This is a genomic window from Mannheimia haemolytica, assembly GCF_004342115.1.
Lineage (GTDB): Bacteria > Pseudomonadota > Gammaproteobacteria > Enterobacterales > Pasteurellaceae > Mannheimia > Mannheimia haemolytica.
Genome location: NZ_SMAC01000002.1, coordinates 26,885 through 53,080 on the forward strand (window position 1 = coordinate 26,885; position 26,196 = coordinate 53,080).

General features: G+C 40.2%; 21 protein-coding genes and 1 pseudogene. 4 read left to right on the forward strand and 18 right to left on the reverse strand.

All coding sequences use genetic code 11. The annotated features are described in order from the left end of the window. Positions 1–12: 12 nt before the first annotated feature. The 14 genes and pseudogenes from EDC41_RS00880 to EDC41_RS00945 all read right to left on the reverse strand — a co-directional run bounded on the left by EDC41_RS00880 (position 13) and on the right by EDC41_RS00945 (position 19,252). Positions 13–846 carry a MetQ/NlpA family lipoprotein gene (locus EDC41_RS00880; RefSeq protein WP_006249127.1) on the reverse strand — a complete coding sequence of 278 codons (834 nt, stop codon included), beginning with the start codon at positions 844–846 and terminating at the stop codon, positions 13–15. A 22-nt stretch (positions 847–868) separates the two neighbouring features. Further along, positions 869–1,546, reverse strand: coding sequence for a methionine ABC transporter permease (locus tag EDC41_RS00885; RefSeq protein WP_006251025.1), 678 nt, complete (start codon positions 1,544–1,546; stop codon positions 869–871). Continuing rightward, the gene (metN, locus tag EDC41_RS00890; protein WP_006249125.1) at positions 1,536–2,570 is read right to left on the reverse strand and encodes a methionine ABC transporter ATP-binding protein MetN; all 1,035 of its coding nucleotides are present in this window, start codon (positions 2,568–2,570) and stop codon (positions 1,536–1,538) included. The genes EDC41_RS00885 and metN overlap by 11 nt, the downstream gene beginning before the upstream one ends. Positions 2,571–2,792: 222 nt before the next feature. Continuing rightward, positions 2,793–4,340 carry an ATP-dependent nuclease gene (locus EDC41_RS00895; RefSeq protein ID WP_006251024.1) on the reverse strand — a complete coding sequence of 516 codons (1,548 nt, stop codon included), beginning with the start codon at positions 4,338–4,340 and terminating at the stop codon, positions 2,793–2,795. 19 nt (positions 4,341–4,359) lie between these two features. Further along, on the reverse strand, positions 4,360–5,727 hold the full coding sequence (gene ppnN / locus EDC41_RS00900) for a nucleotide 5'-monophosphate nucleosidase PpnN (protein ID WP_006251023.1): 1,368 nt from the start codon (positions 5,725–5,727) through the stop codon (positions 4,360–4,362). 46 nt (positions 5,728–5,773) lie between these two features. Next, positions 5,774–6,529, reverse strand: a complete 756-nt coding sequence (gene tcdA / locus EDC41_RS00905) for a tRNA cyclic N6-threonylcarbamoyladenosine(37) synthase TcdA (RefSeq protein WP_006251022.1) — start codon at positions 6,527–6,529, stop codon at positions 5,774–5,776. Positions 6,530–6,558: 29 nt separating this feature from the next. Then, on the reverse strand, positions 6,559–8,508 hold the full coding sequence (locus tag EDC41_RS00910; protein WP_006251021.1) for an ABC transporter ATP-binding protein: 1,950 nt from the start codon (positions 8,506–8,508) through the stop codon (positions 6,559–6,561). 83 nt (positions 8,509–8,591) lie between these two features. Further along, complete coding sequence (locus EDC41_RS00915; RefSeq protein WP_100067201.1) at positions 8,592–11,651, reverse strand: HsdR family type I site-specific deoxyribonuclease; 3,060 nt, start codon at positions 11,649–11,651, stop codon at positions 8,592–8,594. 5 nt (positions 11,652–11,656) lie between these two features. Then, entirely contained in the window at positions 11,657–13,126 is a 1,470-nt protein-coding gene (locus tag EDC41_RS00920) for a hypothetical protein (protein WP_006251019.1), read from the reverse strand. A 9-nt stretch (positions 13,127–13,135) separates the two neighbouring features. Beyond that, complete coding sequence (locus tag EDC41_RS14150; protein ID WP_050412810.1) at positions 13,136–13,666, reverse strand: restriction endonuclease subunit S; 531 nt, start codon at positions 13,664–13,666, stop codon at positions 13,136–13,138. A 106-nt stretch (positions 13,667–13,772) separates the two neighbouring features. Next, a pseudogene (locus EDC41_RS14155) lies at positions 13,773–14,360 on the reverse strand (restriction endonuclease subunit S); the annotation flags it as partial. Positions 14,361–14,435: 75 nt separating this feature from the next. Next, positions 14,436–15,983 carry a type I restriction-modification system subunit M gene (locus EDC41_RS00935; RefSeq protein WP_006251016.1) on the reverse strand — a complete coding sequence of 516 codons (1,548 nt, stop codon included), beginning with the start codon at positions 15,981–15,983 and terminating at the stop codon, positions 14,436–14,438. A gap of 95 nt (positions 15,984–16,078) precedes the next feature. Next, the gene (gene gyrA / locus EDC41_RS00940) at positions 16,079–18,775 is read right to left on the reverse strand and encodes a DNA topoisomerase (ATP-hydrolyzing) subunit A (protein WP_006251015.1); all 2,697 of its coding nucleotides are present in this window, start codon (positions 18,773–18,775) and stop codon (positions 16,079–16,081) included. Between the two features lie 96 nt (positions 18,776–18,871). Beyond that, positions 18,872–19,252, reverse strand: coding sequence for a pyrimidine dimer DNA glycosylase/endonuclease V (locus EDC41_RS00945; protein WP_006249118.1), 381 nt, complete (start codon positions 19,250–19,252; stop codon positions 18,872–18,874). A 64-nt stretch (positions 19,253–19,316) separates the two neighbouring features. Between EDC41_RS00945 and ubiG the strand changes: the two genes are divergently transcribed. After that, entirely contained in the window at positions 19,317–20,030 is a 714-nt protein-coding gene (gene ubiG, locus EDC41_RS00950) for a bifunctional 2-polyprenyl-6-hydroxyphenol methylase/3-demethylubiquinol 3-O-methyltransferase UbiG (protein ID WP_006249117.1), read from the forward strand. Positions 20,031–20,092: 62 nt separating this feature from the next. Next, the gene (gene ttcA, locus EDC41_RS00955; protein ID WP_006251014.1) at positions 20,093–21,031 is read left to right on the forward strand and encodes a tRNA 2-thiocytidine(32) synthetase TtcA; all 939 of its coding nucleotides are present in this window, start codon (positions 20,093–20,095) and stop codon (positions 21,029–21,031) included. A gap of 47 nt (positions 21,032–21,078) precedes the next feature. Here ttcA and EDC41_RS00960 read toward each other — a convergent pair whose 3' ends face one another. From EDC41_RS00960 to EDC41_RS00975, 4 genes are all read right to left on the reverse strand, one after another. After that, positions 21,079–21,663, reverse strand: a complete 585-nt coding sequence (locus EDC41_RS00960) for a response regulator (RefSeq protein WP_006251013.1) — start codon at positions 21,661–21,663, stop codon at positions 21,079–21,081. A gap of 85 nt (positions 21,664–21,748) precedes the next feature. Then, the gene (locus EDC41_RS00965; RefSeq protein WP_006251012.1) at positions 21,749–23,407 is read right to left on the reverse strand and encodes a sensor histidine kinase; all 1,659 of its coding nucleotides are present in this window, start codon (positions 23,405–23,407) and stop codon (positions 21,749–21,751) included. After that, entirely contained in the window at positions 23,407–23,823 is a 417-nt protein-coding gene (locus EDC41_RS00970) for a putative toxin-antitoxin system toxin component, PIN family (RefSeq protein WP_006251011.1), read from the reverse strand. The genes EDC41_RS00965 and EDC41_RS00970 overlap by 1 nt, the downstream gene beginning before the upstream one ends. Further along, entirely contained in the window at positions 23,813–24,109 is a 297-nt protein-coding gene (locus EDC41_RS00975; protein WP_006249112.1) for a type II toxin-antitoxin system Phd/YefM family antitoxin, read from the reverse strand. The genes EDC41_RS00970 and EDC41_RS00975 overlap by 11 nt, the downstream gene beginning before the upstream one ends. A gap of 355 nt (positions 24,110–24,464) precedes the next feature. Between EDC41_RS00975 and EDC41_RS13760 the strand changes: the two genes are divergently transcribed. Then, positions 24,465–25,199, forward strand: coding sequence for a hypothetical protein (locus tag EDC41_RS13760; protein WP_006251010.1), 735 nt, complete (start codon positions 24,465–24,467; stop codon positions 25,197–25,199). 45 nt (positions 25,200–25,244) lie between these two features. Further along, positions 25,245–26,183, forward strand: a complete 939-nt coding sequence (locus tag EDC41_RS13765) for a hypothetical protein (protein ID WP_006251009.1) — start codon at positions 25,245–25,247, stop codon at positions 26,181–26,183. The last annotated feature ends 13 nt before the right edge of the window (positions 26,184–26,196 follow it).

The window sequence follows — 26,196 nt, forward strand, 5'->3', positions numbered from 1 at the left end:
AAATCAGCTAAATTACCAACCTTTTACTACACCATCTTTAAAGTGTTTTTGTGCTTCTTGGTACACTTCTTCGGTTTGGTAAGATTTAATAAAGTTTTGTACATTAGCTGCATCTTTATTGTCTTGGCGAGCCACAATAATATTCACATACGGTGAATCTTTAGACTCAACAAATACACCGTGATCTTGGGTATTTAAGCCTACCTGCCCGGCATAAGTGTTATTTACCACCGCTAAATCTACGTCATCTAACGCTTTTGCGGCAATTGAAGTATCCACTTCTTTAATTTTTAAGTTTTTCGGATTTTCGATAATATCCACTGAAGTTGAGAATAAATTGGTATTATCTTTTAATTTAATTAACCCCTGTTTTTCTAATAAAATCAAAGCACGAGCTAAGTTTGAAGGATCATTTGGTACTGCAATTACCGCACCTTCTGCTAACTCAGACACATTTTTCACTTTTTTAGAGTAGCCCGCTAACGGATAAACAAAGGTGTTACCCACAATCACTAAGTTGTTTAAACCTTTTGATTGGCTGTCTTTATCTAAATATGGTTTGTGTTGGAATGCGTTTGCATCTAAATCACCTTTACTTACTGCAGTATTCGGTAAAGCGTAGTCGTTAAATAAAACGAACTCAACTTCTAAACCATATTTTTCTTTTGCAATCTGTGCTGCACGTTCTGCAACGGTATGCTCAGGGCCTGACATTACCCCTACTTTGATTTTAGCCGGAGCTTGAGCTGCCGGAGCAGCGGTAGATTCTGCCTTTTTCTCTTCTTTACAAGCGGTTAATGCTAATGCAGAAACCAATGCAACGCCTAAAATTTTCTTGAAACTCATAGAAACCTCTTTTTAAATAAAATTAACGATGATCGTAACGTTTTGCTAAATGATCACCCAATTTTTGGCTAATCATCACAATCGCAACAATAATAATGGTAGCAATCCATTTCACATACACCATATTACGGTGTTCGCCATAGCTAATCGCTAAATTGCCTAAACCGCCGCCACCAACAGCCCCCGCCATTGCTGAGTAGCCAATTAAAGCAACCAGCGTTAGCGTAATGCCATTAATCAAAATCGGTAATGACTCCGGTAAATAAAATTTTGTCACTACCTGCCAATTTGTTGCTCCCATTGATTTTGCCGCTTCTGTTAAACCGGACGGAATTTCAAGCAACGCATTTGAAGTTAAACGGGCAAAAAACGGAATGGCCGAAACACTTAAAGGAACAATCGCTGCCGTTGTGCCTAATGTTGTGCCCACAATTAAGCGAGTAAATGGCAACAAAATAATCAATAAAATAATGAACGGAATCGAACGCCCGATGTTAATAACGACATCTAACACTTGGTGTAATCTCGGATTTTCTAAAATTTCGCCTTTACCGGTTAAAAACGCCAAGAAACCAATCGGTAAACCGATGACTACCGCCAATGCCGTTGCCACAAAGCCCATATAAACGGTTTCAAAAGTAGATTCCCATACTAAGCTCCACATCTGTGGCGTCATCTCCTGCATAAAATCAGCCCACATAGCCTAACACCTCTACTTTTACATTGTTATCAATTAAATAAAATTTTGCTTCTGCAATGGAATCCGGATTACCACTCACTTCTGCAATTACAAATCCAAATTTGACCCCGCCTGCATAATCAATTTGCGACATCAAAATACTAAAATCAATGCCGAATTTCTTCGATGCCATTGAAAGCAAAGGTGCATCCACCGAACGTCCGGTAAACTCAAATTTAATAATCGGCTTACTATGTTCAGTCGGCGAACTTGAAAGCTGCTCGGTATATTCTTGCGGTAATTCAAAATGGAAAGTCGATTGAATAAATTTCTGAGCTAATTCGGTTTTCGGATTCGAGAAAATTTCACTTACCGAGCCAGATTCAATCAACTGCCCTTTATCAATCACTGCTACTCGGTCACAAATGCGTTTTACCACTTCCATTTCGTGAGTGATTAATAAAATCGTCAAACCAAGACGTTTATTAATATCTTTTAATAGCTGCAAAATGGATTGCGTAGTCGCCGGATCTAACGCACTGGTCGCTTCATCACACAACAAAACGTGTGGATCGCTGGCTAACGCACGAGCAATCGCTACACGCTGTTTCTGCCCACCGGAAAGATTTGCAGGGTAAACATCTTTACGATCTGTTAACCCCACTAAATCCAACAGCTCATTGACTTTCTTCTCAACTTGCTCTTTTGGCGTATTGCTTAAACGCAACGATAACGCCACGTTTTCAAATACAGTTTGTGATGAAAGCAAATTAAAATGTTGGAAAATCATTGCAATATTACGGCGAGCGTGAATCAACTCTTTATCCGACATTGCCGTTAAATCTTGCCCATCGACAATCACTTGCCCGATTGTTGGGCGTTCTAATAAATTTACACAGCGAATTAAGGTACTTTTTCCTGCCCCTGATGCCCCAATGACACCATAAATAGTGCCTCTTGGTACTTCTAGGTTTACATTATCCAGAGCGGTAATTTTTTTGCCCTTTACCTCAAATTGTTTGCTGATATTTTTCAGCTGAATCATTTTCTATTTATCCACATTCAATTAACTATTATTTTTGGTTATTTTAGACGTCTAGAATGCTATGTCAATCAACTAACCCGATTTTTTTATTCCAAATAAGCATAACGCATAAAATAATAGCTTGCACTTGAAATAAATTAGAGTTTTGTATGATTGGTTTTCATCACAAGCAAACAAGCGGTCAAAATTGGCAATTTTTTGTCAAATTTAACCGCTTGTATTCTATACTTTGTTTATCAATGCCAGCACATCTGCAAATAATTGTTTAAATAAAGTTGGAATTGAATGCTCTCCCCGTTGCTCCATCTCATTGGCTAATGCAATGGCTAAATCAGGCTTTGAGCTTCGTTGAATCGCTCGTTTAATGATGTAGGACACCGGATATTTTTCTTGTGAACGCCAATTTGCAAGCTGTATAAACACATTCCGCAAGCCTGCTTTGTAGAAAAAATGTTCGATATCTTTTTGTGGCAACATCGTGAGCCGGTGAGCAAAATCCTCTTCCATACTTTTTACCGTATCTGCATAACGTTTGCCGGAATCGTCACCGTCAGTCAGCACATACCATTCGATCCCCATTGCTCTGGCGTATTTAATTAACGGACGTAAGCCACACTGAGCAAATTCAACGATTTTGATCCCTTCCATTTCCAAATGAATATCTAATAATCTCGCCAGCTCTTGCAAAATCCAAACCTCCGTTTCCCCCTCAACCAAAATCCACGCTTTAGCAAACAGTGCCAAGCCACGATTATGGTGAATATGAAAGGTTAATTTTCGCAAATCTTCCTTGCCTAAACTGTGGCGTTCAAGCCAATAGGCTTGGGTATGATCGTGATGACGCACCAAACGGCAGATTTCACGCAGAGGCACTTGCGATAACAATTCAATAGAATTAGTAGTGGTGATCCGTTGGCTGGGTAAAAAACCGAGCAGTTCCCAAAAAATCGCAATCATTCGAGGGTGTAGTTGAGCATTCAGATCTTCAAATAAAATAATCGGCTTTTCTATTACTGTAGATCTAGGATTAAACAAAAATAGAGTAGAAATATGCTGCTGAGCAGATTCGACCAATTCCGGCTGCTGTTTTAGGCGTAAACAGAGGGATTTTACTTTTTCCCACCACAATGCGGTGTCTTGCATACTGGTTTTGATCAAATAGCGACTTTGGCTGGTTAGAAAATAGTATTTCAGTAGCGAAGAGAGGGCGTTTAATTCACGTTGAAAATCGTCTTCAAGTTGAGACGATCCTTTAAGTAATAATTCATTATGCACCCTGTTATTGAGCCTTGCATCACGCAGGCGATAAACAGGGTGATGGTAAATAAACTGCCGAATGGCGTTTTCCGCTTGTTCTATCTGGATCGGTTTTAGGCTTTGATCCACAAATTGATAGTCGGTGCTAATCTGCTCTCCGTGTAATTTTCCGGTTACGGCAAGCGAAACACAGCGGTGATTATCAATATAAAACGCGGCTTGTGCCAAATAAGCGGGAAATTGCACCGCTAAATCGTGCTGATGCTCTTCACAAAAGGTAAACACCAGTTGAATGTCCCGCACTTGGTTGGGGGTATCGGTGTATTGAATATGGAAATCTTTGAACTGAAATTGATACAACGCCTGCTCAAGGTTAAAAATCAGGCTTAATGCATCAATCAGACTGGATTTCCCCCACGCATTTTCGCCAATCAATACCATATTTGGTCGTAGCTGGAGCGATAAATGGTTAATACCACGAAAGCCACTGATTTCAATATGCTTTAAATACATACCTTACCCCTTGTTAGCATTACCCTTTTACAATTTCATAGCAAGGTTGGTACGCCTCACCCGTTGGAATTTTCATACGGTGTTGAACCACAAAACGCTCCAACAGTTTATCTATATGCTCCATTAATTTACGATCGCCGTGTAATTTAAACACCCCATATTTCTCAATTAAATCGGAGGTCTCCGGCTTAATATTACCTGCAACAATCCCTGAAAATGCCCGTCTTAAATTCGCAGCCAGCTGCTCTTTTGGCTGTGCTAAACTTAAATTCAGGTTTGCCATATTTTCGTGGGTTGGAATAAATGGCGTAATAAAATCTTCCTCAATTTTTAACGACCAGTTGAAATTATAAGCATCACCACTTTCATAACGGCTGCTTTTTACCTCAATCATCGCTTGCTTGACTTTACGAGCCACCAACACCGGGTCATCAATAATAATTTCATACAAACTGCGAGCTTCTTCGCCTAAAGTTTCGCCAATAAATTGATCGATGGCATAGAAATAGTCTGCCGATTCTTTCGGGGCGGTTAAAATCAGTGGTAATTGCTGAGCATGGTTAGCCGGGTTTAACTTAATACCGATAATATACAGCAACTCTTCCAGCGTTCCCGGCCCGCCCGGGAAAACCACAATGGCGTGCCCTAAACGCACAAAGGCTTCCAACCGTTTTTCAATATCCGGCATAATTACCAATTCATTCACAATCGGGTTTGGCGGCTCGGAGGCAATAATAGACGGCTCGGTAATGCCGATAAAACGCCCGTTTTTATAACGTTGATTGGCGTGTCCGATAGCCGCTCCTTTCATCGGGGCTTCCATCACACCGGCTCCGCAACCGGTCACAATATTCAGCTCACGCAAGCCAAACTCTTGCCCGACGGCACGGCAATATTGGTATTCGGTTTCATTAATCGAATGCCCTCCCCAGCACACCACCAAATTTGGGTCGGTATTCATTTCAATCGCTTTCGCATTCCGCAAAATCGAAAATACGGTATTCGTGGTTAAGGCTTCTAAAGAAGTCTCTTCAAGCGGTCTAATCGCATTTTTTAACGCATTCACAAACACAATATCCCGCAGCACCGCAAAAAGGTGATATTGAATATTCAAAATCATCTTGCCGTCAACAAACGCAGTTTCGGGTGGATTATGCAATTCAAGCGACACGCCTTTTTCACGGGTTAATAAGCGGATTTCAAAATCAGGGTATTGGCTTAACAACGCTCGGCTGTCATCGGTATGCACACCGGAATTTAGCACCGCCAAAGAGCAATTACGATAAAGTTGATGCAAATTACCCTGCGTATTCTTTGCCAACAACTCCATTTCCAAATGGGAAAGCTGTTCCATACTCCCTTTCGGGTTGACTCGATGTATTGCCATTATTTACTCCTTGATTTGCAAAAAATTCATTTAATATGACCGCTTGTTATTTTAATAGTTTATCAATCACCCGACTCACCGCAAAAAAGCCGAACGTTGCCGTCACCATTGTCACCGCTCCAAAGCCGTTGGCACAGTTCATTGTTGCCGACACCTCACAGGCCTCACCCATTTGTGGGAAAATCAGTTGCTGAGTCGAAGAAACGCACTCCACGCCGAATTTGTTTTTATTGCTGAAACCGTACTCTTTACGCAACAGGCTACGAACCCTTGCCGCCAACGGATCTTGCACCGTTTTGCTTAAATCGGTAATTTGAATTTTGGTCGGATCGGTCTGCCCGCCCGCCCCGCCGGTGGTGATAATTTTGATCTTATTGCGTTTACAAAACGCAATCATCGCCGCTTTTACCCGCAAACTGTCAATCGCATCGATCACATAGTCATATCCTCGATTGAGGTAGTCTGCGAGATTATCCTGCGTTAAGAAATCATCAATAATTTCCACCACACATTCAGGGTTGATCCGCTCAATCCGCTCTTTCATCGCTTCGGTTTTCAGTTGAGCCACCGTGCCACTCATTGCGTGAATTTGGCGGTTGATATTGGTCACGCAAATATCGTCCATATCGATCATCGTGATCTTACCGATACCTGAGCGAGCCAATGCCTCCACTGCCCACGAGCCAACCCCGCCAATCCCAATCACGCAAATATGCGAACGGCGTAGTTTCTCCAATCCTTCCGGCGTATAAAGGCGACCAATGCCACCAAAACGCTGTTCGTAGTTATCAATTCGTTCCATTTTGTAAAATTTTCCGTAAAAATGACCGCTTACACATTCCCATTTTTAATATTTTCCAACGCTTCCCACCGTTCAAAGGCTTGTTCTAACGCGGCTTCGGTGTCGGCAAGTTTTTGTAGCTGGGCATTGGTGTAGCTTGGATCTTTGGCGAAGAATTCGGCACTGTTTACTTCGGCTTGCAAGGCTTCAATATCGGCTTCGAGCTGTTCCATTTTAGCCGGTAACTCGTCCAGTTCACGCTGTTCTTTGTAGGAAAGTTTAACTTTTTTCTTCGCATCTTCCGTAGGGACACGATGCTTCGTGTCCGATTCAGTAGTCTTTACAGGCGATTTTTCGGACGCCAAGCGTGGCGTCTCTACGCTCTGCTTTTGGGAGGCAAAGTAATTTTCCTGCTGTTGTTTGGCATCGAAATAGCCGCCGACATATTTATTCACCACGCCTTCGCCCTCGAAGAAGTAGCATTCGGTTACGGTATTATCCACAAATTGACGGTCGTGGCTGACAATAATCAAGGTGCCTTGATAGTCGGTGAGCATCTCTTCCAGCAGTTCGAGGGTTTCCACGTCCAAATCGTTGGTCGGTTCGTCCAAAATCAGCAAGTTGTTCGGTTTGAGTAACAGTTTTGCCAGCAACAAGCGGTTGCGTTCACCACCCGAAAGGGCTTTCACCGGTGTCATTGCCCGTTTGGGCGGGAACAAGAAGTCTTGCAGATAGCCAAGAACGTGGCGTTTCACCCCGTTTACTTCTACATCTTGCTTGCCATCTGCCACGTTGTCCATCACGGTTTTTTCAGTGTCAAGATCGGCTCGGTATTGGTCAAAGTACGCCACTTCCAATTTTGTGCCACAACGCACCGAACCTGATGTCGGCTGAATTTCGCCAAGTAACAGCTTAATCAGCGTGGTTTTGCCGATCCCATTCGCCCCAATCAAGGCAATTTTATCGCCACGCAAAATGGTGGTGCTGAAATTTTTCAGCAGGGTTCTGCCGCCGATTTCATGGCTGGCATTTTCCACTTCAAACACAATTTTGCCGCTGCGTGCAGTATTGTCGATCTGAATTTTCGCCGTGCCTTGCACCTCTCGGCGGTTTCTACGCTCTTCACGCAACGCTTTCAACGCCCGCACACGCCCTTCGTTTCGGGTGCGTCTTGCCTTAATCCCTTGACGGATCCAGACCTCTTCTTGGGCGAGTTTTTTGTCGAACAGCTCATTTTGCAACGCTTCCACTCGCAGATCTTCGGCTTTTTCTTCCAAGTATTTATCGTAATTGCTTGGGTAGGAAACCAGTTTGCCTCGATCCAAGTCCACAATCCGAGTCGCCATTTTGCGGATAAAGGCACGGTCGTGCGAGATAAAAATAATGCTGCCTTTGAAATCCAACAACAGATTTTCCAGCCACGCAATCGCCTCGATGTCGAGGTGGTTGGTCGGCTCGTCCAACAGCAATACATCAGGATCGGCAACCAACGCCCGAGCCAATGCCGCACGGCGTACCCAACCACCCGAGAGTTCGCACAGGCGTTTGTCGGGGTCGAGTTCCAACAGTTTCAAGGTGTCTTGAATGCGGTTTTCAAACTGCCAACCGTTAGCGTGTTCTAATTGCGACTGCACCGCTGAAAGTTTGGCGAGCAGTTCATCGCTGTAATCGGTCTGCATTTGCAGGGAAATGTGGTGATATTGCTTCAATAAGTCGGCAAGATGGGCAATGCCTTCTGCCACATAATCGAACACCGTTTCTTCAATATGGCGGGGCGGATCTTGTTCAAGGCGTGTAACGACAATGTCTTTTTCAAATACCAACTTGCCGTCATCAAGCTGAACTTCGCCCGCCAGAATTTTCATCAGGGTCGATTTACCCGCCCCGTTACGCCCCACCAAACAAACCCGCTCGCCGGGTTCGATATGTAATTCAGTATGATCCAATAAAGGATGATCGCCAAAGCCTAAATAGGCGTTGGAAAGATTGATAAGTGCCATAGTATTCTCGTTAAAATTGTAAATTTTAGCAATTCTCTAACCGCTTGTATGAAAGCGTTCTGTTCTACTCGTTTTTATTCTTGTTAAGATAAATACCCACCAACTCCCTTAAACTTCTCCACAAACGCCACGATTTTTTGGAAAACCGTCTGTTTTTTAGTTTTATATTGCGGATTAAGTGGGCTCATTTTCGGCAGAATGTCATTTAAATCCGTGCCGTTTTCGCTGGCATATTCCCTTTTTAGTGAAGTGGTGATATAACGTTTTGCAGCCTCTACATTTAAATTTTCGGTTTCAATTAAGGTTTCTGCCTCTTTTTTCTGTTCTTGCTGGGCGAATTGGAAGAATGCCTCAATGACACCGGCTTTATCAGGAATAGTATCCAAATCGGTTTGGTGAATAAAATCCACTACCAAACTTTCTTTCGCTCGATTATCAATGCTTGAACGAATAGTACGGCGAATTTCTTCAATTAACGCAGGCTTATTTTTGATTTTCTTATTGTGTTCAAAAATAAGCTCTAAAATATAATCTAAATTGATCTCTTGGGATTTTAGTAAATCCACTTCAAACACCACATCACTCCAATCAATTGTTGAAGTTTGAGTATTATTCCCTTGTCGTTGTTGGCGTTGCCATTCCCGAATATCGTTATAGGTTGAACGATAATCTTGCAATTTTCGTTCAGGCAAAATAATCTGAGTGTGATTAAGATAATTTGCAGTCGGCTCACAAACTATATTCTCTATATTTTCAGGATTTTTCAGTTCGTGAAACTCATCATAATTCTGTAATACATTTTCCAAACGTAAATATTCACCAAATAATGCAGTAAAAGCTTTCTTATCCTCCTCTTTTTCAAGATTCGTTGGATCAGGAAATTTAGTTTGTAATTCTTTAACTACCACCAAATAACCACGTTGATATTCACCACTGCTCTTTTCATAGCCCTGCATATATTCATCGAAACTACGTTCTAACACCACATTACGGGTATTTTTATCGCCAAATAGCGTAATCGCATCAATCGTATCCTGTTCCAAATCTCGGAAAGTCACGATATTGCCGAAAGTTTTAGTAGAGTCATAAATGCGGTTAGTGCGGGAAAAGGCTTGCATCAACCCGTGATAACGCAGATTTTTATCCACAAATAAGGTATTTAACGTTGGAGCATCAAAGCCTGTTAAAAACATTCCTACTACAATCAATAAATCAATTTCCTGATTTTTCACCCGCATTGCTAAATCACGGTAATAATTTTGAAATTCTTTACTTTCTACACCATAATTTGTTTTAAATTGCTCGTTATAATCATCAATCGCCAAACTCAAAAATTCTTTTGCCGAACTATTCATTGCGGTAGGTTCAAAGGTTTCATCGGCAATTTCACCAATCGCATTTTGCTCTTCATTGGCAGCAAAAGAAAAAATCGTTGCAACTTTTAACGGATTTTGCACCGCTTGCTGCTGAATTTTAAACTGCTCATAATAGAGTTTTGCCGCTTCCACAGAACTGACGGCAAACATTGCATTAAAGCCTTTGCCTGTGGCATTCAAACGGTGCGTTTTTTGTTTAAAATGTGCCAAAATATATTGGGTAATTTCTTTAATCCGCTCAGGGTGCAATAAGGCTTTTTTATTCTCAAGTGCGGTGAGTTTTTCAGGACTTTTTTCAATTTCCATTGTCCTAAATTGTGGGCGAACATCATTATAATCGACCTTAAATTTCAGCACTTTTTCATCACGAATCGCATCGGTAATCACATAAGAGTGTAGCTGTGTACCAAATACCAATGCGGTTGTTTCTGCCCCTAATGCATTTTCAGGGAAAATAGGGGTGCCGGTAAAACCGAATTGACAAAATTTTTTAAATTTTCGTTTTAAATTACGTTGAGCTTCACCAAATTGGCTACGATGACACTCATCAAAAATAAACACTACCGGCTGTTGATATATTGGTAAATTATCTTCACTCTTCATTAAATTATTTAATTTTTGAATAGTGGTAACAATAATTTTATTATCTTGCTTTTCAAGATTACGCTTCAAACCGGCTGTACTTTCCGAACCGTTTACGCTATCCGGTGAAAAACGTTGATACTCTTTCATTGTTTGATAATCGAGATCTTTTCTGTCCACCACAAAAAAGACTTTCTCAATACAATCTAATTCGGTTGCCAATCGAGCCGCTTTAAAACTGGTCAGCGTTTTACCCGAACCGGTAGTATGCCAAATATAACCACCACTCTCCGGTTTATTCCAAGTATTGGTAAAATGCGTATGTTTTATTTTCCATAAAATACGCTCGGTTGCCGCAATTTGATAAGGTCGCATCAATAATAACGTGTCATTTACATCAAATACCGAATAATTCACTAGCACATTTAATAAGGTATTTTTCTGTAAAAAGGTAGCGGTAAAATCTTTTAGATCTTTAATTAAGCCATTATCCGATTTTGCCCAACTCATTGTAAAATCAAAGCTGTTTTTATCCCGCTTGGTCGTATTGGCAAAATAACGGGTATCTGTGCCGTTAGAAATGACAAAAATCTGCAAAAACTTAAACAGAGAATTTTCTTTATTAAAACTCTCTTTACTATAACGATGAATTTGATTAAAAGCTTCCCGAATTGCCACGCCTCGCTTTTTCAATTCAATTTGTATTAATGGCAAGCCATTGACCAAAATCGTTACATCATAGCGATTAAGATGAGAACCTTTTTGCTCAAATTGATTGATAACCTGTACTTTATTACGAGCAATTTCTTTTTTATCCAACAAATAGATATTTTGAATCCGCCCATTATCAAACACAAAATCATAAATATGGTCGTGATGGATCTTTCTGGTTTTCTCAATAATATTTTCAGACGGTTTATCAATATATTCTTCTAATAATCGTTTCCACTCTGAATCTAAAAACCGCACATTATTTAATTTTTCCAACTGTTCACGCAAATTTGCCAATAATTTTTCTTGGTTATTTAAATCAGGACGATATTCATAGCCCTGAAATTGTAAATCAGTAATTAATTCACGCTCTAAATCCGTTTCAGTTTGATAAGCGGTTGGCTGAATGATTTTTTCATATTTATCTAATACGATAAAATTGTTAGTTTCGGTGATAGGGAGAGTATTTATCATAATCATTAGCCCTCATTTATATTTAAAAATGCAAACTTAATATATCTCGGTTTAAATTTGAAAATTTTATTTACATCTTTACTTTCACTTAAATAAGTAACAAGAAATTTTAAAACTCTTTTGTCATTAGAATTTACAAATGGCATTTCTTCTCCAGAATGCTTTGAATGACTTCCAAAATTAACTCTTCTATTTGTATATGATTCAATCCTCTTATTATATAACTCTGGATTATTTTCATTACTTTTAGGTAGCAATTCTTTAAATTCATAATACCCTAAGAATGTAGATACCTTTTCCAAAATATTCCTAATAAAATTAAAGTGATATTTTTCCACTTTACAATCATCTATCTCTTTGTCCTTAAAAAATTTCACCTTATAAAAAACTTTTTTATTTTCTTTCTTAAAATATGTTTTAATTACATATAAATCATTAAACTCTGGAAATTCTTTATGAAACTCTTCTAATTCTTCTTGTGTTAATCCATTAGTAAATAATCTTTCTATTTTTTCTTCTTTATCTTTTGAGATGACCTTCTTAATCAATTCTTTTAATTTTTCTGCTAAAACTTCTTCTTTAAATAGATCTTCCAATTGGTTTTTGAGATATACCTGATATGCAAATGGAGAATCACTTTCTTGTTTAGAAAGAATAAAGTCATCATAATTTATCTTTTCTAACCTATAAGAAATACTATTTTCCCTTCTGAATTCATTATGTAACACATTATAAAAAAGTGGATTGTGTGTTGTAATAATAAATTTAAGATTTGATTCGCTTGATTGTATTAATTGGGCAATATCAATTGCCAATTCAATAAAATGATTTTCATCTAGTGAGCTAACTGGATCATCAATAAAAACATATTCTAAATTATTAAATTTATCTGTTGAACGATTTTTTATTTCAGCAATATTTAACTCTGATATAACTTGCTCAAACAGCGAATAAAAAACACTCCAAACAAAATTACTTTCCTCCCCTTTAGAAATTTTAATATTTTCCTGAAAAGCATCATCGCCTCTAGCGTAGGAGAAAACTATTTCTGAATAGGCTGGGATAGTAATATTATCTCCATACTCATTTTGGAAAGTATATTCTTCGTTAAAATTAGGGGTTAGTTTTTCATTAGTATAATGCTGAAAAATCCTAGTTACTGTATCTTCTAGCCCCTGCTCTATAAAAACCCAATCAGTGAAGGAGTTTTTATGTATTTTTAATTTAATTTTAGAATCATACTCTAAATCATTATCCCAATAAAATAAATCTTCCGTAAAAGAGGAATAGTATAGAATTTTCTTATGCTTTAATTCTCCACTATACTCAGTATCATCCTCTAATTTAGGAGAAATAAGCTCTTTAAACTTTCGAGATATCCTTGTTTTCCCAGTCCCATTAAAAGCATAAATGAGCTGTACTTTTTTCTTATTATTTCTTAGTTCTAGAGCAATATCATCTAAAATTTTACTCATATGTTATCCTTATGGCTTAGGAAAATTTAATAACTGCTCACGATAATACCCATACTGTTCTCGCCTTAATTTAATTTCCTTTGGTAAACCCTCGGTGATTGAATTGGTTAAGCTGTCGAATTTATCTAAAATATTGACGATTTTTTGTTGTTCGGAAAGAGGAGGAACAGGAATTTTTAATTTTTTTAAATTATCATTATACAACCTCTGAATTGTTCCGCCTTCTGCTATATTCCAATCAGCAATTTGATAAAGATAAAATAAAAACTTATCTAAGACCTGACTTTCATCATTTTCAATCCAAACAATATTACTATCTTGAAAATAAGAATCTTCGCCATCAAAAATTACTGTTCTCCCTATTGTTCCAGATGCAGAAATTAAGATATTCCCTTTTCTAGGGTAACTATATTTCTGTTTGTAATCTTCAAATAATTCTCTTGAAATATAAGCATTCGGTTTTTTTCCAAACGTTCCAATTTTGTAAAACGGAATATCTCCAACATTGCTAGTTTGCTCTTTCAAAATTCTTTTACACATTCTAGCTTCACCGATCTCCCCCAAACTCTTCCAAACCACCGTAGGGTGGGCATTCTTGCCCACCACTTGCCCGATGGCTTTGGTGATGTCGTTATACCCCCCCCCTATCTAAATCTTGTGGGAATGTCAATAGGGTTTCTCGGTAATATTGATATTGTTTTTTCCGCAGAGCTAATTCAGCTTCCAGCGTAGCTTCCAGCGTAGCTTCCAGCGTAGCTTCCAGCTCCGTGAATTTGTCAAGTGTTTTTACAATTTTTTGTTGAATTTCGAGTGGAGGAATGGGGATTTCCAATATAGCTAAATCTTTTGGATAAACATGTGGAACACCTGACCCTTTTTTTAAATTAAAAATCCACTGCTGTTTAGATAACAAAAAATGATATACATATTTTGTGATAAGAATATCTAAATCTGGTTTTACGGAAAAAGCATCTCCAAGAAAAATTGGTTCATTCCAATACATTAAGAAACCAGCATATGCCCCACTTCCTGCAATAGTAATTGTTTCACCCTCTCTATTATATTCGCCAGTATAGTATGCTGGCTTCTGACCACCACTAATTACAGGAATGTTCCCTTCTGTTTTATCTTTCGCTGTAATTGTTTTTCCGCGTTTTAACTCTGCGACCTCTCCTAACGGCTTCCACTCGACCTCAGCCCCATTTAATAATTTCTCAATAATACTATTACTCATTTTGCAAATTTTCCTTGATTTTATACCGCTTGTTTTATTTGGGCGAATGTGATCCGCCCTTTTTATTATCCACGATCACTGTTGTTCAATCTCCGCCACAATCGCATCAATATCTGCCCGCAAGCGGTCAATTTTTGCGACTGTTTTGCGAATTTCTTTATTGAGTTCGGTGATATTGATCACTTCTCGGGTATCTTTTGCTTCCACATAAGAGCTAACCGCAAGATTGTACTCATTCTCCGCAATTTGGCGGTTATCTACCGATTTGGCGAAATGCTCCACATCGGCTTTATCGGCAAATAATTTGAGAATTTGAGCGATATGTTCATCGGTCAGCACATTATTGTTAGTTTCTTTCTTAAACAGATCGCTTGCATCAATAAATTGGGTTTTGGTGTCAGTTTTGTGTTTAGATAGCACTAAAATATTAGTCGCAATGCTGGTGCCGTAAAAGAGATTTGCTGACAAGGCGATCACACTTTCTACCACATTCTGTTCAATTAAATACTGACGGATTTTTTGCTCCGCACCACTACGGTAGAAAATGCCGGGGAAAGTAACAATCGCCGCCCGTCCTTTTGCTGAAAGGTAGTTCAGGGCGTGCAGAATAAAGGCAAAATCGGCTTTGGATTTCGGAGCAAGAATGCCGGCAGGAGCAAAACGCTCATCGTTGATGAGTGTAGGGTCGTCCGAGCCAATCCATTTAATTGAATAAGGTGGGTTAGAGACAATCGCATCAAAAGGTTTGTCATCTTTGAGTTTTGGATTAATCAGTGTGTCGCCCAGCTCAATATGGAATTTGTCATAGTTAATATTATGCAAGAACATATTCATTCGGGCGAGGTTGTAAGTCGTGTGGTTGATTTCCTGCCCGAAAAAGCCTTCTTCAATCAAATGATCGTCAAACTGCTTTTTCGCTTGCAATAACAGTGAGCCGGAACCACAAGCCGGATCATAGATTTTATTGACCGCACTTTGCCCGTATAAAGCAAGTTGTGCAATGAGTTTAGACACATTTTGTGGCGTGAAAAATTCACCGCCCGATTTACCTGCGTTAGACGCATAATTAGAAATTAGATATTCATAGGCATCGCCGAACAGGTCGATCTGGTTCTCGGCAAAATCACCAAAATTAAGCGACTCTACCCCTTTCAATACCGCCGCTAATCGCTTGTTTTTATCTTCAACGGTATTACCCAAGCGGTTACTTTTGGTATCAAAATCGGCAAACAAGCCTTTAATATCCTTTTCCGAATCAAACCCTACCGCAGAAGCTTCAATGTCGGCAAAAATATCGGCGAGTTCAATATTCAAATTGTTATTGGTATTGGCATTTTTCACGACATTTTTAAACAACTGGCTTGGGTAAATAAAGTAGCCTTTGCTCTTAATCGCATCTTCTTTAATACCGAATGCATCAATCTCTTCGTCGGAATATGCTGCGTAATCAATACTTTCATCGCCTTGTTCGATATAGGCGGAAAAATTTTCGCTAATAAAACGATAAAACAGCGAACCTAATACATATTGTTTAAAATCCCAGCCGTCCACCGCACCACGCACTTCGTTTGCAATTTGCCAAATTTGACGATGGAGTTCTGCTCTTTGTTGAATAGCTGCCATTTTGTATTCCTAATATTGCTCATATATTAAAGCGGTCGAATTTCCTTCTATTTTTGCAAAAAATTGTGAAAATTCGACCGCTTGTTTAGTTAAGATTATTCTTCAGTTGATGTTTCTACTGTTTCGGCATTTTCTAATGCGTCTAGGCTTTCATTTTCATCGTCTTCAGGCTCGCAGACTCGTTCAAGGCTAACAACTTGTTCGTCTTCTGCGGTGCGAATAATACGTACGCCTTGGGTGTTTCGTCCAACGAGGCTGACTTCTGCCACTCGGGTGCGAACCAGCGTGCCGGCATCGGTAATCAACATAATTTGGTCGGTTTCCTCTACTTGAACTGCCGCAACCACTTTGCCGTTTCGTTCATTCACTTTAATCGAAACGACCCCTTTGGTTGCTCGGGATTTCACCGGATATTCGCTAATCACCGTACGTTTACCGTAGCCGTTTTGGGTGACGGTTAAAATATCACCTTCGGTGCGAGGAATCACTAAAGAAACCACACGGTCTTTATCAAGGCTGACGCTGGAGGAATCTTCTGCCTCTTCATTGTCAGTTTCAATAATTTCAGCTTCTTCAATTTCTTCGCTTGAAATTTCGGTGGTAGAAAGTTTAATACCTCGTACGCCGGTGGCGGTACGTCCCATCGCACGAACTGCTGTTTCGGCAAAGCGAACTACTCGCCCTTGTGCCGAGAACAACATAATTTCGCTGTTACCATCAGTAATATCTACCCCGATCAGCTCATCGCCTTCACGAAGTTTTAACGCAATCAGACCGCTTGCACGCACGTTGCTAAAGGCATCAAGGGAAACTTTTTTCACTACACCGCTAGCTGTTGCCATAAAGATAAACTTATCGGCACTAAATTCACCGTTTGGAATCGGTAGAATCGCGGTAATACGTTCGTTTTCTTCTTTCACTAACGGCAGAATATTCACAATCGGCGTGCCTCTTGCCCCACGGCTTGCTTGCGGTAATTGATACACTTTTAATTGATATAAACGCCCACGGCTTGAGAAGCAAAGAATGGTGTCGTGGGTGTTTGCCACCAAGAGTTTTTCGATGAAATCATCTTCTTTCATCTTGGTTGCCGACTTACCTTTACCGCCACGGCGTTGTGCTTCGTAGTCGGATAACGGCTGATATTTCACATAGCCGGCGTGAGAAAGCGTAACCACCACATCTTCTTGTGCGATTAAGTCTTCAATGTTGATGTCGCCAGAGGCTGCGGTAATTTCAGTACGGCGTTCATCATTAAAATCGGTTTTTACACGTTCTAACTCTTCACGGATCACTTCCATTAAGCGTTCTGGGCTGGTTAAAATGTGGATTAATTCGCCAATTTCAGTTAAGAGTTCTTTGTATTCTTCAACGATTTTCTCGTGTTCTAAACCGGTTAAGCGGTGTAAGCGTAGCTCTAAAATCGCTCTGGCTTGAGCTTCAGATAAATAGTATTCACCATCACGCACTCCTAAGTGTTCAGGTAAATCTTCCGGTCGGGAAGCACCAACACCAGCAGCCTCTAACATTGGTGCAACATTGCCTAATGCCCAAGGGCGAGCCAATAAGCCTTCACGGGCTTCTTCTGCGGTTTTTGAGGCTCGAATTAATTCAATTACCGGGTCGATATTCGCTAACGCAATCGCCAAACCTTCTAAAATATGGGCACGTTCACGGGCTTTACGCAATTCAAAAATCGTACGGCGTGTGACCACTTCACGACGGTGTTTAACAAAGGCTTCGATGATCTGGCGTAAGTTCAGCACTTTTGGCTGCCCATTATCTAACGCCACCATATTGATACCAAACGTGACCTGCATTTGGGTTAAAGAATAAAGGTGGTTTAACACCACTTCACCCACTGCATCACGCTTGACTTCAATAACAATCGAAATCCCTTTTTTATCGGAATAGTCATCAATTTTGCTGATGCCTTCGATTTTCTTCTCTTTAACCAGCTCGGCAATTTTTTCAATTAATTTTGCCTTATTCACTTGGTATGGCAGTTCGGTTACAACAATTTGCTCACGCCCTTTATCAGTTGTTTCCACGCTGGCTTTCGCGCGCACATACACCTTGCCACGACCGGTGCGGTAAGCCTCTTCAATCCCTTTACGACCGTTGATAATCGCCCCGGTCGGGAAATCCGGCCCCGGGATATAACGCATTAGCTCTTCAACACTAATCTGTTCATTTTCAATATACGCCAAGCAACCATCTAATACTTCGCCTAAATTATGAGGTGGAATATTGGTTGCCATACCGACCGCAATCCCTGAAGAACCATTGACTAACAGAGCCGGAATTTTGGTTGGCAATACATCAGGAATCATCTCTTTGCCGTCATAGTTCGGTGAGAAATCCACCGTTTCTTTATCGAGATCGGTTAATAATTCCTGCGTAATTTTCTGCATACGCACTTCGGTATAACGCATTGCTGCCGGTGCATCGCCATCAATAGAACCAAAGTTACCTTGCCCGTCCACCAACATATAACGTAGTGAGAACGGTTGAGCCATACGCACAATAGTGTCATACACCGCAGAGTCACCGTGTGGGTGATATTTACCGATCACATCACCGACCACACGGGCAGATTTAACGTGCGGCTTATTATAGGTGTTGCTGTTTTGATCCATTGAAAAAAGCACTCGGCGGTGTACCGGCTTTAAACCGTCTCGTACATCAGGCAAGGCACGCCCAACAATCACCGACATCGCATAGTCAAGGTAAGAGGTTTTTAATTCGTCCTCAATACTTACGGGAATAATATCTTTGGCTAATTCGCTCATTGAAATTTCCTAATTTTATTAGTAAAAGAGCCTTAAATAAGGCGAAAAAATTGGCGAGATTATAGCATAAAAAGCAACAAAAAGGCGTACAAGCGGTCATTTTCTTTCGCTAAAACGTGGATTTGCCGGCATTCTTAATGCAATTCGCTCCCGATTTACAGTCAGAGCGGTTTCAGTCGGCTGATAATCTAGCCAGAGAGAGGGATCTTGTGGTAAATGTTCCGCCCAGAAATATTGCACCTTAAAACCTCTTGCTAAACATTCCTCGTGTAACGCATCGTAACGCTTTTTCAAAAACGTGAGTTTATTGAAGAAAAACCGAACGTGTCCCTCGCCCAGTTTGTAATCTTCTGGCTGTCCTTTTAGGCTAAATTTGCCTTTCGCTACCGCATTCGGAATCCGAGTAAGTTCACGATGTTCGGCAAGCAGATGTTGATCGCATAATTCCGTTGGCGGAACAAGGTTAATTCGGGTCATTCTGATTTTCCTTTTAGGCTAAATGCGTTATAGTAATGCCCTAAATTTACCATAGGAACAGTTTATGCAAAACGTCGATCAGCAAGAAATCACAAAATTTGAAAATATGGCTAAAACCTGGTGGGATCCAAACGGCAGTTTCAAGCCGATTCATCTGCTTAATCCACTGCGTTTAGCCTATATTTTAGAAAAATCGAACGGTTTATTTGGCAAAAAGGTGTTAGATGTCGGCTGTGGTGGCGGTATTTTAAGTGAGGCAATGGCAAAACAGGGAGCGATTGTTACCGGCATCGATATGACCTCTCAACCGCTTGAAGTGGCAAAGCAGCACGCCAAAGAAAGTGGGTTAGAGATTGATTACCAACAAACCACGATTGAAAATTTTTTAGCAAAAATGACCGCTTGTAATCAAGAAAAATTCGATGTGATTACTTGTATGGAAATGCTGGAACACGTTCCCGATCCGCTTTCTATCATTCAAAGCTGTAAAGCCCTGCTCAAACCTGACGGCGTGCTGTTTTTCTCTACCATCAACCGTACTTTTAAAGCCTATATGTTAGTAATTATCGGGGCGGAATATGTGCTGAAAATGTTGCCAAAAGGCACGCACGAATTTGAAAAATTCATCAAGCCTGCCGAATTGTTAGCTTGGTGCGATCAGGCTGATTTACGTTGCCAAGAGATGAGAGGCTACCATTTCAACCCATTAACCGAAAAATTTTGGCTCAATAATGATGTGAGTTGTAACTATATCGCTACGCTGAAGCCGAATAATTAACTTGCAAAATAGTGCGAAATCTTTACTATACACCGCTAATTTCTAAGCCTAGTACAACTATTATGACAGACGATATTCAAAAATCTGATAAAAAAATTACTTATAATTTCAACAAGTTACAAAAACGTTTACGCCGTAATGTCGGTAATGCCATTGCCGATTTTGGTATGATTGAAGAGGGCGACCGTGTAATGGTCTGCCTTTCCGGCGGTAAAGACAGCTATACGCTGTTAGATATTTTGCTCAATTTACAGCAAAGTGCACCGGTGAATTTTAGTGTGGTAGCGGTCAATTTAGACCAAAAGCAACCGGGATTTCCGGAAGAGGTATTGCCTCGCTATTTAGAAAGCATTGGCGTGGAATACAAAATTGTGGAAGAAAACACCTACGGCATCGTAAAAGAGAAAATTCCGGAGGGCAAAACCACCTGTTCACTTTGCTCACGACTTCGCCGTGGGATTTTATACCGCACCGCCACCGAATTGGGTGCAACCAAAATTGCATTAGGGCATCACCGTGACGATATGCTGGCGACTTTATTCTTAAATATGTTCTACGGCGGCAAAATGAAAAGTATGCCACCTAAACTGATCTCTGATGACGGCAAGCAAATTGTGATCCGCCCACTCGCCTATTGTAAAGAAAAAGACATTATCAAATATGCCGAAGCCAAGCAGTTCCCGATTATTCCGTGTAATCTGTGTGGTTCTCAGCCTAATTTACAACGCCAAGTGGTGAAAGAAATGCTGAATACTTGGGATCGCCAATACCCGGGGCGTTTAGAAACAATGTTCAGTGCTTTGCAAGATATCGTGCCATCCCACTTATGCGATCCGAAATTGTTTGATTTTAAAGGGATTAAACACGGTCAAACCATTGAAGGCATAGAAGGCGACACCGCTTTTGATGATGTCAAAATTGAAGCCAAAACCTTCTTAGACGAAGATGACGATAACAATTTTGCCGAAGCGGGAATGATTCAGTTTAAAGAAGTAAATTAATACGGCAAAAGTCGAAACTAAAGGTAGCAGAGCAATTTCCGCTACCTTTAATATTGTAACTCCCCGATCATCTGCACCAGCCCCGCCAAACTCTCCGCCTGCATTTTTTCCATCACATTGGCTCGATGTACTTCCACCGTACGCACTGAAATCGCTAATTTATCTGCGATCTGTTTATTGGTGAAACCTTGCATAATCAGTGGCACAAGGTTACGCTCTTTTTCCGTCAATTTGGCGTAATTTTGCGAAATTTCACGAATTTTCACCGCTTTTTCACTTACTTTTTCCGCCTGTGCAATCGCCTGTTTTAGCTGTTCAAAACTTGCCGGCTTTTGCAGAAAATCCACTGCGCCTTTTTTCAATTCAGCGACTGCCATCGGCACATCACCGTGGGCGGTCATAATCACCACCGCCAGGGTCGATTGTGCCTCTCGCAGTTGTTGATGAACCTGTTGCCCGTCTGGCAGCGGCATTCGAATATCTAGTAACAGCACGCCTTGCCGGTGTAAATCCGCCTGTGCCAAAAAATCTAGGCTGGATTGCCACGTTTGGATTTCCACCCCAAGCGGGGCAAGCAGGAACGACATAGCGTCTAAAATGCTTTCTTCGTCATCAAGAATGTGAATAATCATTTTTTCTTTTTTCCGTAGGGGCGGGTCCTGTGCCCGCCCTGAATTTGATAGGATTTACGGGCAGGCACAGGACCTGCCCCTACATTTATATTTGAGGGAGTAAAAGCACTACCTTCGCCCCGTTCTCCCCGTTCGCCAATACAATCCGTCCGTTGAGCGATTGCATCAGCCGTTGGCATAGCACCAAGCCTAGCCCTAAGCCGTGTGGTTTGTCGGTGCGAAATGGCACAAACGGAAATTCAAGCTGGGCAGGGGAAAAACCGCCGCCGTTGTCTTCGATTGCAATTTCCAGCCCGTTTTCGACCGCTTGTAACCGCACCGATATCTCGCTTGCACCGGCTTGCAGGGCGTTGAGCAGGCAGTTCGTCAGTACTTGTTCCAGTACCGTGGCGTGTAAATTAAGCCGAAAAGTGCGGTCGGCAATCAGCGAGATTTGTGCATTCTGGCGATTTTCCACCGCCACAAACTCGATCACATTAGTAATCAATTGGTTCAAAATGACCGCTTGCGGTTCACCACTCGGGCGGTTTTGCGCCCAGTCCCGAATGCTCTGCATCGTTTTCACTGCCCGATCTACCTGCGCAATCAGCTTATCCAAAATCCGCTGTTGATAAGGATCGCTGTTTTGGCTTTTCAGCCCCTCGGCGTACATTCGCACCGCCGACAACGGTTGTTTCAGTTCGTGAGCAAAACCGGTTGTCATCTCGCCCAACAAAGCAAGGCGGTCGGCTCGGGTCAGTTCCTGCTGATACTGCTGCATTTTGCGGTGTGCCTGCTGTAACGCCTTGCTTTTGCGATAGACCTGATAACGCAGGGCGACAAGGTTGAGCAAAATGAACAACACCACCGCCAACAAGCCGAATTTATTGAGACGAACCCAATCCAGCACCGTTGCCCACAGGCTTTTTTGTTGCGGGTGGCGATACAGTTCACGCAGAATGTGATCGGCTTGGGCGGAAGAAAACGGCAACGTCCAGCGGGGTAGGTCGGGATTGTGGCTGTTTAGCAAGCGTGTGGCAAGCTGTACCGCCAGCTCGTTTGGCACATTTTCCATTGCCGCCAGCGACCAGTTCGGCAACAACGGCGTGCTGGCAAGGCAACCCTGCGCCTGTGGGTTTTGCAAAATTAAGCGAAAATCCGACCGCTTGAACTTGCCCTCTTTCTCCAACTCTTCCAGCAAACAGACCGGTACAATCGCCGCTTCCACCTGTTTTTCCGCCAGCAAAGCCAACGCATTTTCCACCGGAAAACCGCTAAACTGCACCGAAAAATCCCGATTTTGCCGCATTCCTGCTTGATGAAACTGATACAACCCAAGCAAAAAACCGCCGAAAGCATCGTTATCCACCGCACTGATAGTCTGATTTTTCAGATCGCTTAACTGCTGATAATGGCTGTCGGCACGCACCCAAATGCTACTGCCCACCGCCCCTTGCTCACCATTTGCCGAAAACGGACTGTTGAGCGTGGCAAGCCATCGCACATTTTGGTTACTCAAATAGAAAAACTGAGCTTGATTGGTCAGCAGAAAATCCAACTCCGCCCGGCGGCTCGCCTCGTTAATCCCCAATGGAACCAGCTCAAACCGCTCGTTGGGAAACTGCGAATTTAACCAATCCACCCAAGGCTGCCAATGGGTGCGGGTGTAGGCTTCCCCACGCTGAGCGAGAATGCCGATTTGGTGGGTTTCGGCTAATGAAAAAGATGAAAAAAGGAGAAGAAAAAGAGTGAGAAACCGTTTCATTAGCGAGTTTCCGCTAAAAATTCGCTGACAGAAATAATTTCAACATTCCGATAAGGGTTCATACTGAGGAGCTCTTTTTTATCGCCCGTCACTAAATACTTCGCTTTTGCACTGATCGCCACTTCTAAAAATTTATTATCTTTGGGATCTTGGCAATCTGTAATCGTTTCTTTAATTTCCACAAACTTTACTGCATCCAACAAATTGGCAATAAATTCTTCCCTTTCCTGAATACTGAAATATTTAGCAAATTTCGGTCTAGCGGAGACTTCTAAAAATTCGTCAAAAGTCGCTTGCGAGACACAAATGGTATAGCCTAATAAGGCTTTTTTCACTGCTAAATTGGGATTTGATTTTGGGAACAATAAACCACTAATCAAAATATTCGTATCAATCACTAAATAATCAGAGTGCATTACGTTCCTCATCAATCATTTTATCCAACTCTTCAAGCGTGATTTCTGCAAGAGCTGCCGGCGGATTCTTATCTCGCTCTGCAAGCATTTCAAGCAAACGCTGTTTTGCTAATAATCGCCGAGCTTCAACCGCTTGATCGTAAGGAAAAAGCACCATTGTCGGTCTGCCATATTGGGTAATCGCCACAGGGGTTTTGCCTTTTACGATATCAACAATTCTGCCGAACTCAGATTGAAATTGCTTAGAAGTCACCTCTTCAAATTGAGGGATAGTAATCGCTGTCATTTTTAAGCTCCTAATGTGAGTGATTTTGGATATGTTAGCTATGTTTTGTGTAAAAATCAATCGAGCCAATTAAGATAAATTTTTGTAGTTATTGTAAATTCAATAACATAAAAACTTGAACAAACACTTGATTTTCTATTTTTTATGGCTTAATGTAGTAGGGCATATTATATGTAGGTTCTATCTCCAGGCCTGCGGTCAGGTATCCATACTTGCCTTGAACAAAAGAGATAATTCGATAGATTATATTGCTTATAGTCAATTCATTTATAAATTAAATCCTTTTATTTCCTAGTATGGCTGTGATTTTCACAGAGGCATTTTTCTAACTTAATTAACAAAGAGGATTTAATATATGTCAAAAAACACCCATAGCTATTTACCTTTACAAAAATACCATATTCTACCAATTTATGGTATTTCCCCAGAATTAATTAAAAAATCTGTTAAAGATTGTTCTAGAGATAGAGAAAAAATTTCTCACTGTACTTTGTTAAATGCTTGCTCAAAAGCTTTAGGATTTTCTGGAGACTTTGCAGGGTTTCAAGAAGATTATTTATCTAATTTGACGCAATTCATGGAAAAACATGGGCTCTTATATCTTGTAGATTTAACAAAACAAAAATATCCAGTAAATGATATGTGCATGACAAGGAGCTTAGCTCTGAAAAAGCAAGATATATCTGAAAGAATTTTCTTTAGCGGAAAGGAAATCCCTAAGAGAATATTTACTGGATTTAATTTCCGATATGATATGCATTTAGCTAATGGTTTTCGTATCGGAAATTCCTTAAAAACCCCATATTCTGACATAGGTATATGTGAAGACATAAATGAAGCATTAAAAAATCCATCAATAAAAATTGATTGCCGTGATGGCACAATCAGAAGTATGGCAGATGTAGTCATAGGTAGATATCTTGATAAAGTATTGTTTTATTATTTTAACTTGATAGGTGATCAGTTAGTCCAGCCTAGATTGGATAAATATGAAATACAATGTTATTACCCTCAAGGTTATCAAGGGGATATTAACAATGACTTAGCTCTACATAAGAAATTTTTAGATTTTTTTGTATCAAGAATTTAATTTTTAGATAAAGGATGGGTAGATGTAATACCCTATAATGATAATTTGGTCTTTCTTAAAGGAGAAAATGGTGAATATGATTTTGTATATAAAAATCAGAGAAGTGAACTTTTTGAACACCAAATATATTCCCCATTTTTAAAACGCTCTGACATACCATACTTTGATGATGAATATCATTTTAAAAGATGGTTTTATTTTGAATATCAAGGATTTAGAAGAGAGCTATCACACTTATCAGAAATTCACTTTTATAAAAATGGAGGAGATGTCCAAAACTATCCTACGAGAGAGTTTGATTTAATTAAGAAATATTTAACTAATAAAGGGATGTACACATCCCCTCAAAAGAAGAACAATGAAGAATTAAGTGGGTTTAATAAAATTAAAATTAGTAATTGTAAAAGCATTATGGTATCAAATCTAATCACCATTAATGATTGGAGTATATTTTGTAAGGAAAATCAAGATTATATTAAAAACAGAAAGGGTATGGATGATTTAAAATCCATTAATACAGATAATGATAACATGCCTGTTTCATTGACTTTTTATGATGTATTAAAATATATAAATTGGTTTAATCAAAAACATAATGCAAATGTAAGGCTATTAAATTTTGATGAATATAAGTTTATTTCTCCGTTTGAACAAACAGATAGAAATGAATGGAAGCATGAAGATATAGAATTTATATATGATGAGAAAATATCTACAGAACCACCTCCTTATATGGAGGAAGAAAAATTTCAAAAAATAATAATGAGGTTTTCAAAAGATATAAAAATAATGATGCACAACCACATAAACTTCATAGAATCTGACAGATTTGCGGAATGGATTCTTGAAAAGGCTTGTGTTCGCTCTAAAACATTAACCAGCTTTTATGGCGACAAGTCTGTTATAAGGGCCGTTCCACCATTGGATTGTTCAGGAAAATATAAATATACCAAAATAGGATTTAGATTATGCTACGATTTGTAGGGGGATATATGAA